At 50.2% G+C, this 13,146-nt stretch carries 11 protein-coding genes; all 11 read right to left on the bottom strand.

Annotated elements, in window-relative coordinates:
• Positions 1–3: 3 nt before the first annotated feature.
• The 11 genes from AC1DWB_RS13300 to AC1DWB_RS13250 all read right to left on the bottom strand — a co-directional run bounded on the left by AC1DWB_RS13300 (position 4) and on the right by AC1DWB_RS13250 (position 12,561).
• A complete protein-coding gene (locus AC1DWB_RS13300) occupies positions 4–1,428 on the bottom strand; it encodes an aldehyde dehydrogenase family protein (protein WP_477541555.1) in 1,425 nt (474 codons plus the stop codon).
• A gap of 16 nt (positions 1,429–1,444) precedes the next feature.
• Positions 1,445–2,794: a 4-aminobutyrate--2-oxoglutarate transaminase gene (gene gabT / locus AC1DWB_RS13295; protein WP_477541554.1), complete on the bottom strand. Its 1,350-nt coding sequence runs from the start codon at positions 2,792–2,794 to the stop codon at positions 1,445–1,447.
• A 4-nt stretch (positions 2,795–2,798) separates the two neighbouring features.
• Complete coding sequence (locus tag AC1DWB_RS13290) at positions 2,799–4,295, bottom strand: aldehyde dehydrogenase family protein (protein WP_477541553.1); 1,497 nt, start codon at positions 4,293–4,295, stop codon at positions 2,799–2,801.
• 19 nt (positions 4,296–4,314) lie between these two features.
• Positions 4,315–5,766 carry an ABC transporter substrate-binding protein gene (locus AC1DWB_RS13285; RefSeq protein WP_477541552.1) on the bottom strand — a complete coding sequence of 484 codons (1,452 nt, stop codon included), beginning with the start codon at positions 5,764–5,766 and terminating at the stop codon, positions 4,315–4,317.
• A 54-nt stretch (positions 5,767–5,820) separates the two neighbouring features.
• The gene (locus AC1DWB_RS13280; protein ID WP_477541551.1) at positions 5,821–6,912 is read right to left on the bottom strand and encodes an ABC transporter ATP-binding protein; all 1,092 of its coding nucleotides are present in this window, start codon (positions 6,910–6,912) and stop codon (positions 5,821–5,823) included.
• 15 nt (positions 6,913–6,927) lie between these two features.
• Positions 6,928–7,713 (bottom strand): ABC transporter permease, encoded by a 786-nt coding sequence (locus AC1DWB_RS13275; RefSeq protein ID WP_477541550.1) that lies wholly within the window; start codon positions 7,711–7,713, stop codon positions 6,928–6,930.
• Positions 7,710–8,570, bottom strand: a complete 861-nt coding sequence (locus AC1DWB_RS13270) for an ABC transporter permease (protein WP_477541549.1) — start codon at positions 8,568–8,570, stop codon at positions 7,710–7,712. Before AC1DWB_RS13270 ends, AC1DWB_RS13275 begins: the two co-directional genes overlap by 4 nt.
• A gap of 85 nt (positions 8,571–8,655) precedes the next feature.
• Complete coding sequence (locus AC1DWB_RS13265; RefSeq protein WP_477541548.1) at positions 8,656–9,750, bottom strand: ABC transporter substrate-binding protein; 1,095 nt, start codon at positions 9,748–9,750, stop codon at positions 8,656–8,658.
• Between the two features lie 34 nt (positions 9,751–9,784).
• Positions 9,785–10,579, bottom strand: a complete 795-nt coding sequence (locus tag AC1DWB_RS13260; RefSeq protein ID WP_477541547.1) for a gamma-glutamyl-gamma-aminobutyrate hydrolase family protein — start codon at positions 10,577–10,579, stop codon at positions 9,785–9,787.
• Between the two features lie 24 nt (positions 10,580–10,603).
• Positions 10,604–11,320 carry a FadR/GntR family transcriptional regulator gene (locus AC1DWB_RS13255; RefSeq protein WP_477541546.1) on the bottom strand — a complete coding sequence of 239 codons (717 nt, stop codon included), beginning with the start codon at positions 11,318–11,320 and terminating at the stop codon, positions 10,604–10,606.
• A gap of 167 nt (positions 11,321–11,487) precedes the next feature.
• Positions 11,488–12,561, bottom strand: coding sequence for a Gfo/Idh/MocA family protein (locus AC1DWB_RS13250; protein ID WP_477541545.1), 1,074 nt, complete (start codon positions 12,559–12,561; stop codon positions 11,488–11,490).
• Between the last annotated feature and the right edge of the window lie 585 nt (positions 12,562–13,146).

Raw genomic sequence — 13,146 nt, 5'->3', positions numbered from 1 at the left:
TCTCTACAATTTGATGCTGATTAGTTTTAACTCCGTCATTTCCTCTACCGCATATTTGATGCCTTCACGACCGAATCCGCTTTCCTTCACACCCCCGTAAGGCATGTTATCGACGCGGAAGGTTGGAAAATCGTTGATCATCACGCCGCCGACCTCAAGCTGCTCCGCAGCGCGCATCGCGGCTTTGATATTATTGGTGTAAATCCCGGCCTGCAAGCCATAGCGGGAATCATTAACGGCATGAATGGCTTCGTCCAACGTATCAAAACTGGACAGCGTAACAAGCGGACCGAACACTTCCTGACAAGATACCGGTTCCTGCGAGGGCACATTCGTCAATATGGTCGGTGGAAAAACACCGGGCGAAATGGTAGTCCCCCCTGTAAGTACAACAGAACCTTGGGCAACGGCGCTGTGAACCCACTCCTGCATACGCTCGGCTTCCTTGATCGAGATCATCGCGGACATATCGGTATGTTCCGATAGTGGATTACCGACAATGAGCTTCTCGGTTGCCTCCTTGAAGCGCACGGCAAATTCGTTATATCGACTCGCGTGCACGAGAATGCGCTGGATTGATATACAAACTTGTCCGCTGAATGAGAAAGCGCCTTGAACACAGCGGTTGATCAGCTCTTGCGTAATCTCCACCGTCTCATCGATAATCAAGCCGGAGTTGGAGCCAAGCTCAAGGGTAATACGTTTTAAGCCTGCCTTGTTCTTCATGGCAATCCCGACTTCCGGGCTGCCTGTGAACGTAATCGCGGCAACACGGGGATCCTTGACGAGCTTCTCTCCTACAATGGAGCCTTTGCCAGGAATAATATTGAGTGCCCCAGCGGGAAGTCCCGCTTCCGCGAATAGATCAGCGAGAGCAAGAGCGGAAAGCGGCGTTTGGCTGGCTGGCTTCAGCACCACCGTATTCCCCGCCGCAATGGCTGGACCGACCTTGTGAGCCACAAGGTTAAATGGGAAGTTGAACGGTGTAATCGCTCCAACTACACCGATTGGCTTACGCAAAGTAAAAGCGATTCGCCCTTCCCCACCGGGCGCTGCGTCCAAGGGTACAGTCTCTCCATGAATTCGGCACGCTTCCATAGCGGCGAATTTATACGTTTGGATCGTTCGGGCAATTTCCCCCCGAGCGGTTGTAATCGGCTTAGCCGCTTCCGATGCAAGAATGTACGCCATGGCTTCTGCACGTTCTTCCAGCAATGAGGCAGCCTTCTCCAAAATAGCGGAACGTTGATGAGCCGGCATGGCAGCCATTACTTCTGCTGCCGCCTTGGCAGCCTGAATGGCTTCATCTGTGTCCGATTCATCAGCTTGCGCGACCTCAGCAATCACTTCACCCGTATACGGAGAGAGGAGCTTTATATAAGTAGCGGCCTCTTTCCATTGACCGTTGATGTACAAATGTTGTTTCACAGGTCTCCCCCGTTCCTTAATCAGCCGAAGCCATCGATTTGGTAAGATTGCCAATGATAGCAAGCCCTTCGTGCAAATGTTCATCTGTAATGACCAGCGGAGTCAGGAAGCGAATAATATTGCCGTGAACCCCGGCAGATAATAGCACGACACCGGACTGGTAACAAGCTTTCGTTAATTGAGCAACGAACTCTTTGGCCGGCAGCTTCGTATCTGGATGAATGAACTCCACCGCGCACATGGCCCCGAGTCCGCGGACGTCAGCAATGAGGGGAACTTCTTGTTGCAAGGAATGGAAGAAAGTCTGAATCGTTTCTCCGATCACGCGGGAACGCGCCACCAGACCGTCCCGTTCCATCACCTCGAGAACCGCGAGCGCCGCCGCGCATCCGAGAGGACTGCCGCCATAGGTGCCGCCAATTTCACCGGGATTCGGAGCGTCCATCACGTCTGCTCTTCCGACGACCGCACTGATCGGCAATCCGGCTGCAATCGATTTGGACATCGTGATCAAGTCCGGCTCGATCCCGAAATGAGTGGAGGCGAACATCTCGCCCGTTCGGCCGAACCCGGTCTGAATCTCATCGGCGATAAACAAGATGCCATGTTGCTTACATATGTTATAGACTCCGTCAACAAACAGCTTAGGAGGAACGATAAATCCGCCTTCCCCTTGTACAGGCTCCATAATGACTGCGGCAATTTCTTCCGGTGCCACCTCCGTGAGTAGGAAGTCTTCGAACTGACGTACGCAGAACAGCGCATAGTCGGTTTCGGTCATCCCTTCTGGACGATGCAGCGGGTAAGGAAATTGCGCTTTATACGTGGCCGGAGCAAACGGGCCCATTTCGAATTTATAAGGTTTCACTTTACTCGTTAGGGACATACCAAGGAGCGTACGCCCATGAAACCCGCGGGAGAACGAAACGATTCCGGATCGGCCCGTGAATTTGCGGGCGATCTTGACCGCATTCTCCACCGCTTCCGCACCGCTGTTAAGGAACATCGCTTTCTTGGGGAACTGCCCCGGCGTTAGCTGGGCCAGCTTCTCTGCTAATTCCACGTAAGGCTCATACATCGCTACATGGAAGCAAGTATGAATATACTGCTCCGCTTGTTTCTGAATCGCTTGCACCACTTCCGGAGGGCAATGACCTGCGTTAATCGTACCGATCGCCCCGGCAAAATCCAGAAATACGTTGCCATCGACATCGTACAGCAGCGCGCCTTCGGCTTTTTCGACGAAAATCGGAGTGTTATTGCCTACTCCTTTCGGCACGACCTTAGTCCTTCTTTCCAGCAAACTGGCCGATTTCGGACCCGGAACAGAAGTTTGTACAGAAACGAATCTTGGCTGCTTGTCCATTCTCCTACTCCCCTCTACCTTTGTAGAACCCCAAGGGCTTCAGTTCCATATTGACGTTGATTTGCTTCACTTCCGTATACTCGTCCAAGCCGAATGTTCCTAGTTCCCGGCCGAGTCCGCTCTGTTTGAAGCCGCCCCATGGCGCTTCATTATAGGTGGGATGGTACGTATTCACCCAGAGAATGCCGGAACGTACTTTTCTCGCAACGCGCATCGAGCGGCTGGCATCGTTGGTAAATACCGCGCCCGCCAAGCCGAATACCGTACCGTTGGCTAAACGAATCGCTTCTTCCTCGTCTTTGAACCGCTGTACGACAAGCACAGGTCCGAAAATTTCCTCCTGCACGACACGCATGTCGGGTGTTGTATCGGTAAGGATCGTCGGTTCCACAAAGTTGCCTTTTGCGTAATCCCCATCCATCATCCGCCTGCCTCCGGCTGCAACAGTCGCCCCTTCCTGACGGCCGATTTCGATATACGATAATACCTTGTCCATATGCGACCGCGAGGCGAGGGGGCCCATTTCTGTACCGCTATCCATCCCGTTGCCCACTCGAATCAGGTTCGTTCGTTCCACTAACTCTTTCATAAAAGCATCATAGATTTCGTCCTGGATCAATAAGCGGGAACCCGAAGAGCATACTTGACCCGAACCGATATAGATGCCATACATCACATACTCCGCTACAATGGCAGGGTCCGCATCGGCAAACACAATATTCGGCGATTTGCCGCCCAGTTCCAAAGATACCTTCTTGATGTTGCCCGCAGCCGCCCTCATCACACTGCGCCCGGTGTCTGTCCCCCCGGTAAAGGCAACTTTATCCACCAAATGGCTGGCTGCGAGTTCCGAGCCGACCGTCTTCCCGTCGCCAAGCACAAGGTTGGCCACTCCTTTGGGGAAGCCGACCTCCTCGATAAGCTGGAACAACCGAATAGCGGTTAACGGGGTCAGCTCCGAAGGTTTGAATACCGTTACGTTCCCGGCTCCGAGGCAAGGAGCTATTTTCCAGGCCGCCATCATAAGCGGGAAATTCCACGGTACGATTTGACCGCACACCCCAACCGGTTCTCTTACGACCATCGCTTGGATCGGGTAAGGAACTTCATAGGTTTGTCCGTGGGGTTTAGTAATCAATCCGGCATAATAACGGAAGCAGCTGACTGCACTGGATACGTCGGATTCCGCTTCGCCAAGCGGCTTTCCGTTATTCAGCGTCTCTAGTCTGGCAAGTTCATCCGCATTCTCTTCGATTCGATCGGCCAAGGCAAATAACAGTCTTGCTCTTTCGCGGGACGAAGTATCTCTCCAACCTGTCTCGTCAAACGTATGCCGGGCCACTTGAATCGCACGCTGTACGTCTTCCAACCCGCCTTCCGTAACGACGGCAATCCGTTCACCCGTAGCCGGGTTCACAATCTCCCGGGTTTGGCCCGATGCGGCTTCTACCCATTCACCGCCAATGTACATCTTTCCGATATCCTGAGTTGCTGCTGCCATAATGTTTCCCTCCAATGGATTATTCGGCTGCTGTCACGTCGCAGACGTAGATGTATTCGTCCATTCGAGCTTGCCAATTCCACTTTTTGCTTAACCCGTATAGGTCAAATTGCTGGAATAACGGAATCCAAGGCAGCTCGTCGCGGAAGATGAGACAGGCCATACGGTACAATTCTTGCCGGCGTTGCTTATCCAGAATATTGCTGGCTTCCATAACCAAGGTTGCCAGATCGTCATGATGGAAGTCTGTCGGATTCCATGGGTTCGGTGCGATATACGCATTACGGTATACTTCATCGGGATCGAAGGTCGAATTGCCCCACCCTACATAATACATTTGATCGTATTGATGATGGCGGAACCGGCTGATGAATTGCGGCCAAGCTTGAATATCCACATGCAATCGAATGCCGATTTTAGCTAATTGCTCTCCAATCAGCAGACCGATTTCCTTGTCTTGCGTGAACCGACCGTCTGGAACTTCCAACTTCACGTCTACCCCATCCGGGTAGCCGGCTTCTATCATGAGTTGCTTCGCCCGTTCCAAATCATAGGCGATAGGTGCAATACTAGGGTCTACGCCAAAAGCTTGCGGATACACCGGACCGGCCAGAGGAGCGCCGCAACCGCTGAGTTCTTTTTGAATCAACTCGCGAACATTAATGGCATGAGCCATAGCCTTTCTCAACTTCTTATTGCTCAAGATCGGGTGATGGGTATTGATTCCCATGTAAATGACGCCTACACTTGGCGTTCCGACAACCGTAAGTCCCGGATCGGCTTCCACCTGGGCACGCTTCAGCGGAGGGAAGTTGGCGGCCAAATGAATCGTACCGTCGTGTAACCCTTGTACACGGTCGTTTCCTTCAGGTACGGCTCGAAAGGTCAACTTCTGCACGGACGGACTGCCATGCCAATATTCATTGTTTGCCGTCATTTCTACAATGCCATTGGGCTTGTCCCAGCTAACGAACTTGAACGGTCCTGTTCCATTCGGCACGCGGCTGAAATGCTCTTCCCCATGCTCGGCCATATAGTTCGGCGGGATCATCATCAACCCGGTAAGCTGCGCGAGCAGGTTAGGATCCGGACGATTCGTCACTACACGCACTGTCAACTCATCAACAATATCGACATGATCGATGGAATTAAATCGGCCATACGGAGGGAATTTGGGCTCCCGACTAGGATCGACCATCCGTTCCAGTGAGAACTTTACCGTATCCGCATTGAATTGTTCGCCATTATGGAACGTAACACCTGAACGCAAACGGAACTCGATAACCGTATCGGTAAGCACTTCCCAGCTTGTCGCCAACCAGGGCTCGATTTCCATGGAAGGACTGCGTCGGACAAGACCGTCATACACTTGCAGCAATATATTTGCGGTTGTTGTTTCCGAATGCGCGTAAGGATCCATTGTTGAAGCATCTGTTCCTTGTGCGATAACCATTGCTTTGTGATCAGCCATATTATGTTGCCTCCTAAAGTTTTGTGGAACACAACCTGCATCGTAAGGTTGGGACTAAAACACGAGTGTGGAACTAATCTGCCACACAGCATGAACACGATCGCTTTCACGTACTTGAAGATTCGCTTCTCCGTGCATCGGCGTTTTTACAAGAAACGGTTTGTCATACCCTTCTACCTGCAACCCGATCAAATAGGAAGAACCCGTATAGTGGATATATAGTACAGTGCCCGCTATTTGATTGAGATTGTCCCGATCGATCTGCACGCTTGCCGGTTCATCGGCGGCGAATAGCCGAACGGCCTCCGGACGAATCATCGCCGTTGCCTTTTCCGTTGTAGTCACAGTATGTGCAGCTTTAATGCGCTGCCYCCCCGCTAACGTAATAGCCGTGTGATCGCTCTCCGTATGAAGTTCTTTCACCTCAAGTAGATTCGAGTCCCCGACAAAGTCGGCTACAAAGGTATCATGCGGACGGCCGTACACCCGCTCAGGGGTATCCAACTGCACGATATGTCCTTTATTCATGACGGCGATTCTATCGGATAATACCATCGCTTCCTCTTGGTCATGGGTGACGAAGATGGCGGTGAATCCGATCTGCTTTTGCAACTGGCGAATCTCGACACGCAGCAATTGGCGTAATTTCGCATCCAGATTACTGAGCGGCTCGTCGAATAGGACAAGCGGCGGACGCAGGACAAGCGTGCGGGCAAGTGCAACCCGCTGCTGCTGGCCGCCCGATAGCTGAGCAGGCATCCGCTTCTCCAGGCCTCCCAAATGAACCGATTGTAAGGCTTGCAGCACACGGTCCTTGATTTCATGCTTCGGCGTACCATGACGTCGCAGCCCGAACGCCACGTTGTCGAATATGTTCAAGTGCGGGAATAAGGCATAGTTCTGGAATACCAAGCCGACATTGCGTTTGTATGGCGCTAGTCGTGTCAATTCTCGCTCCGCCAAATGAATAGTCCCGCTAGTCGGCTCCAGAAGTCCGGCAATCATCCGCAGCGTAGTCGTCTTTCCGCATCCGCTTGGACCTAAGAGGGACACCATTTCCCCGCTGTGAACGGTCAAATCCAAATTTTCTACAATGACATTGCTGCCATATTGTTTTCTAAGTTCACGCAATCGCAATTCGCTCATAAAGGGACCTCCCTACTATAAAATCTTATTACGCTTAAGCATGCTCATCCCTATCAGCCCAATGCATACGGTACCGAGAATGATGATAGAAGATACGGCAGCAATCGCCGGAGTCATGTTAAACTGAATGTCCGAGTAAATGAGCATCGGCAACGTAACCATTCCTGGTCCGGTTAAGAATAGAGCCATGACCAGCTCATCGAACGACATGATGAAGGCGAAGAAAGCGCTCGCCATTAGTGCAGGGCGTACAAGCGGAATCGTAACGAGCCGAAGCGTCTGCCACGGAGTAGCCCCGAGAATCAAGGAGGCTTCTTCCACCGAACGATCCAGACGGGCGAATCCCGCACTCATCGTCCTTACCACATAAGGAATTGTAAGAATAATATGCGCCAGGACCAAGCGGACGAAATAAGCGCTGATTCCCAAGTTACTATAGAAAATCAACAAACCAATCCCGAACAGCAGCGTTGGTACAGTTAGCGGGGACAAAAATAACGAACGCATAAATTCTTTGGAACGGAACTCGTATTTCTTAAAAGCCAAAGCGATGAACGTACCGATTGGCAGTGCAATAGCAGTTGTCGTCACGGCGATCCATATGCTGTTCCAGAAAGGCTTGACATAACGTCCCCCGGTCAGCACTTCATTGTACCAGTGCAACGTAAATCCTTTTGGAGGAAACACCAGATACGCACTTTCGCCAAATGAAGTAATGACTACTACAACGAGAGGGGCCACAATAAACAGATAGATCAAGAGGTTAACTACATTCAGAAAGGAAAAACGTTTCTTCATCATATACCAGCTCCCTGCGTAGAACTGCGGCTGAGCGCCCGGTTGTACAAGCTAGTAATCACGAACACGGTAACAAGCAGAATAACGGCAAGTGCGGAAGCATACGGCCAATTCATCAAATGAATCGTTTGATTGTAGATCTCCGTTGCCATCACTTGAACCCTCGGACCGCCAATCAAAGCCGGTGTGATATAGAAGCTGATGGAAATCGAGAATACGAGAAGCGTGCCTGCTGCAATACCCGGTAAAGAAAGCGGCAGTGTCACGAACCAGAATACTCTGGAAGGAGACGCTCCTATGTTGGCCGCTGCAGCTTCCAAATTCCGATCCATGCCTTCCAATACGCTGTACAACACTAGAACCATGAACGGCAGCAGTACATGAACCATGGCAATAACGACACCTGTAGAGGTGTATAGCAAGTCAATCGGTTTATCGATCAAACCAATGTTTATTAACAATTGGTTGATTAGTCCTTTTCGGCCTAAAATGACGATCCATCCAAAATTTCTGATCACCGCGCTTGTCAGTAAAGGCAATGCGATGAGAAGCAGTAGCAAATACTTGTGTTTGGGTTCGGAACGTGCTACCCCATAAGCAAGACAATAACCAAGAATCAAGCAGATGACACTGACGAAGAAGCCCATAACTAAGGTGCGCCAAAGAACTTGCAAATAATGAGGGTCCTTAAAAAAAGCAAAATATTGCTCTAATACGAAGGTCTTTTCCATCATTCCTTCTGCAGTGGTATGAAAGAAGCTGAAAAGCAGCAATTGTCCCACTGGCAGTACGAAGAAAAAGAATAGAATCAGCAAGCCGGGCGCCATCAATATCCACTGTGGAGGCAAGCGTCGAAACATAAGGATACGTCCTTCCCCTAGTTTTAGAAAAAGAGATAACGAGTATCGGCAAACAGTACCGTTATCTCTTTCTGGTCCAACTGGATTATTTGCTGATCAGTTTGTTCCATGTCGCTGTCCAAGCGGCTCGGTTCGCGCCGACTACTTCCCAGTCAAGTGGCACTAGGCTGTTTACGGCCGTTTCGCCATAAGGCATGACAGCTGCTAGATCGTCGGAAAGCTTAACGTTTTTATTCGACGGGGCAAATCCGGTTTGCTCCGCAAACGCTTTTTGCACTTCCGGTCTTAGAGCATAGTTGACGAATTGTTGAGCCAAGTCGGCGTTTTTCGTTCCTTTGACAACCTGTGCATTAATGAAGGTGGCCATTGCTCCTTCTTTAGGGACTACGAATTTGATCGGCTGGCCTTTCTTGCGGAAGTTGAAAGCGTATCCGGAATCATAGGCGGCAATCCAAGCTTCTTCCTGGGCGAATAGATTCCCTACGTCTGGCGTAGAGGCTACAATGGCTGCCACGTTGGGCAGAAGCGTTTTGATTTTGTCAAAACCCGGATCCATGTTGCTTTCGTTACTGCCGGCAAGCTTCGCGTTCATCACCGCAAATTGCAGGCCAAACGTATTCGTGAGGTCGACCAGTCCGACGTGTCCTTTGTATTCCGGTTTCCACAAGTCATTCCACGAAGTAGGTGCTGTCGTAATTTTTTTCTCGTTGTAAATAATGCCTAATGCGTCAAACGCGATGCTCGGGCCGTAGCCGCTTTTGTTTAATGCGGTTTTGTATAGATCCTTTGTATTCGTGAGGATTTTCTCATCGGCCGGCAGGATCAACCCTTCCTTGGCAGCTTGTACTTCCTGACCACCGGAGAATTGCACGACATCCAATGTAGGCGCATTCTTCTCTGCGCGCATACGGACCAGAGCATCAGCCGAATATAGCGTAACCACTTCCACTTTGGCATTAAATTCTTTTTCGAAAGGCTTAATTAAGATTTCCTTCTGAGCGGTTTCATAATCCCCGCCGAATGAGGTTACGATCAATTTTTTTGGCGCTTCGGCAGGTTTGTTGTCTGCTGCCTTAGTGTCAGGTGCTTTCGTAGTTGTTGAGCCGCAGCCGGTGATAACCAGCATACTGGAAATAATTGTTGCAGCGGAGATTTTGATCCATGATTTTTTAGCCAACATGTAGACCCCTCCTAGTGTTTGAACAGCTAAATGATTAGTTTTGCCTTACTGTTGCTTCTTTCTGCTTATTCTTTGCTGTGCTGGCCAATTGATTCAGCCACTTGAACGGACGCAGTCCTTCATCATCTTGCTTGGCGATCATTTCTGGATGCCACTGCAGAGCTAGTACGTTACCCCTGTCTTTCATGGCGATCACTTCCACAATATGATCCTCCGATTGACCTACTATTTCCAGCCCATCGCCTAATCGTTTAACTGATTGATGATGAATACTGTTGACCCCAATATGTGTTCCTCCCAAGATAGCGCTTGCAAAATGGTCATCTTTCAATTGTACCGGGTGCACCGATCTCCAAGGTTCTTTAGTCTCCCAATGGTTCAACATATCGTCCGCTATTTCCCCAATATCGGCATGCAACGTTCCCCCGCAAAATACGTTCAGAAGCTGCATCCCTCGACAAATGCACAGAATCGGGATATTTCTCTCCAACGCTAGTTCCATCAATTCCATTTCGTATTTGTCACGGACAGGATCAATCCGATGTGAGCTTGGCTGTAAGGCTTCCCCGTACAACCGCGGGTCCACATCTTCGCCTCCTGAAAAAACAAGTCCATCTATAGTATCCAGTTGTTGACCAATTTTATCCTTATCTACTACAGGGAGCGGGATTGGAGTGGCTCCAGATTGAAATACCGCTCGAATCATATCATAGCTGAACAATGAAAAGGCTTGTCTTGGAATGCCGCGAATCTTCCCGCCAACCGCCTCCTCCTCCGAAATGTAGTACCCTACCACACCTATTAGGGGTATTCGCTCTGCTGATTTCATGTTGTCACCTCCCTTACTGTCTCTCTATTCCACGAACTTACTAAGTGCTGCCAACGTTTTATTGACATGCATCTTCATCGTATGGCTTGCTTTCTCTCCATCACGTACAGCAAGAGCTTCAAGCAGCATTTGATGCAATTCGCAGCTGGCTAACTGTGTTTGCCGATTGTAAGGCATCAAATCGAGCCCGGGATTAATCTTGGTGCGAACCAGTCTAACAGCGCTTTCAAAATAAGAATTACCAGATGCATGGGCAATTTCCAGATGAAACTTCACGTCTAGCGAGCGAAACATTTCCCTGGTGCAATCTTCCCCGCTGCTTTTCTCAACAAGTTCACGAATATAGGCAAGATGCTCCGGCGTGATCCGTGCTGCAGCCAGTCTAGCGGCTTCCGGCTCGATAATCGAACGATACTCCAGCATTTCTTTCGTTTGCGCCCAATTCTCAGCAATTTGCTGTTTGGTTCGCTGATGAATTTTGGCTGTAAGCGGTAACACGAATGTTCCGCCTTTTGCTCCAAGACGTCTTTCAATCAGTCCTTTTTGCTCGAGTTCAGCAATCGCTTCTCGAACCGCAAGCCGACTTGCTTTGAATAAGATTGCCAGTTCTCTTTCGGGGGGTAATTGCTCTTCCGGCAACACCTCTTTAAGAATGATCGCTTCTTCGAGTTGTTCGAGGATAAAATCACTCACTCGTTTAGGAGTTACCTGTGTGAAGCGAGCAAAATAAGAAGATACCATCTGCCTTGCCTCCAGATTTCATTTTACAATTTCTAATGGTATAAAGTTCGAACCTTAAACCAATAGTAGCAGGCGCATGGTTGGTTGGCAAGTTGTATATTATGGAAATAGAAAAAGGACCGCCCGCGAGCCTCTCCGCTCGTGCGATCCTTCTTTCGTTATAGCAACTATTCCACTTGCACAGCTTGCTTCTGCGCGATCAAGCAAAGCTCGGCCGCCTTGAACGCGTGAGCTTGTGTCATCGCATTCTCTGTCCGATTCAGACAATCCAGCACCAGCTGCCCGAAGTAGGGGAAGCCTACTTTTCCAGCCAACTCAAGATGCTGCTCGCCCTCATTGTTCACCAGATACAGATGGTCGGACTGGCCGCTGCGGGCTATGTCGATATACTTGCGAAGTTCGATGTAGCCATTCGTGCCCATAATGACGGTACGCCCGTCGCCCCATGTACCCAGGCCTGCCGGAGTGAACCAATCCACGCGAAAATAATTCGTAGCCCCGTTGTCGCCAATCAACGTAGCATCCCCGAAATCCTGCAGCTCCGGATAAGCCTTATTGTTATAGTTCGCCACCTTACTCGACACCACTTGCGCATCTTTACATCCGGCGAATGACAAATACTGCTCAATCTGGTGGCTGCCGATGTCGCACAGAATACCGCCATACTTCTCCATCTGGAAGAACCATTCCGGCCGCGATGGAGCGTTCAATCGGTGTGGTCCCAAGCCGATAACTTGCAGCACTCGGCCGATTGCACCATCCTGGATCAACGCACCTGCATGAACTGCGCTCTCCACATGCAGTCGTTCACTGTAATACACCGCATACTTCTTGCCCGTCTGCTCCGTCTTGGCTTTGGCAGCCGCCAACTGATCGAGCGTCGTGAACGGTGCTTTGTCGACGAAATAATCTTTCCCGTGATCCATGACTTGGAGGCCAAGCTCACAACGCTCGGATGGGATACCAGCTGCTGCCACTAAGCGGACTTCCGGGTCCTGCAAGATTTGTGCCAGGTCTGTGGCTGCTTCCGCTTGTGGAAACTTCTTGAGAAAGTTCGCTACTTTCTCGGGATCCGCATCGTACACCCACTTCAAGGTAGCTCCTGCTTCTACCAGTCCATTGCACATCCCATATATATGCCCATGCTCGAGAGCGGCTGCTGCGAATACGAATTCGCCGTTCTTCACGACCGGGCTCGGCTTCCCTACCGGTGCATAGTTCATTCCGTCTGCTTTTTGCATTATCGTCAGTCCTCTCTATCTATCTCTACTGAAATCGACTTCACTTCTTCTATGGTACAATAGCCCGCTTGTCTGCGATTGCTTCCTGTTAGGGAACTTAGCCCCCTTATTTATATGTGGTTGTTCTATTGGCGTCTTCTGGCTCATTGATGCAGCTTAGGAATACAAGTCTGGCGTGTGGAGTTCTGTTAGCGCGTGGTGGGAGTGGTCAGGAGGTTCCACCCGCTGTTGAAATCGATTCCTCTGATTGAACTATTAGGAGTGGTTAGGAATCGATTTCAAAGGCGGCCGCTTCGCTTCTCCACTCTCCTGTCCACTCCCTCTTCTGTTCTACTTTTCCATTAAGGAGATACGTCTTCCGAACGCCCATCTCATCCAGTCTGGCGGATCGGGATTACGGCTGTCTGCATCGCTCTAAGGCCGGAAATGAAGCTGTCGATTAACTGTTGATAGAAGCTAAGACGGCCGTTCCAAGTGAAAAAAGACCCTTCTGCTCAAACATCTTGTTTGAACCTCCCTTGATTGTATAAGGGATTCAGCGGTGGGAGGTTCAAGCCAAAACTCGCCAGGGTCCTCTTTTTCACT

The sequence above is a fragment of the Paenibacillus sp. P4_E11 genome (assembly GCF_056401635.1).
This window is presented reverse-complemented; position numbering and strand designations above follow the sequence as displayed.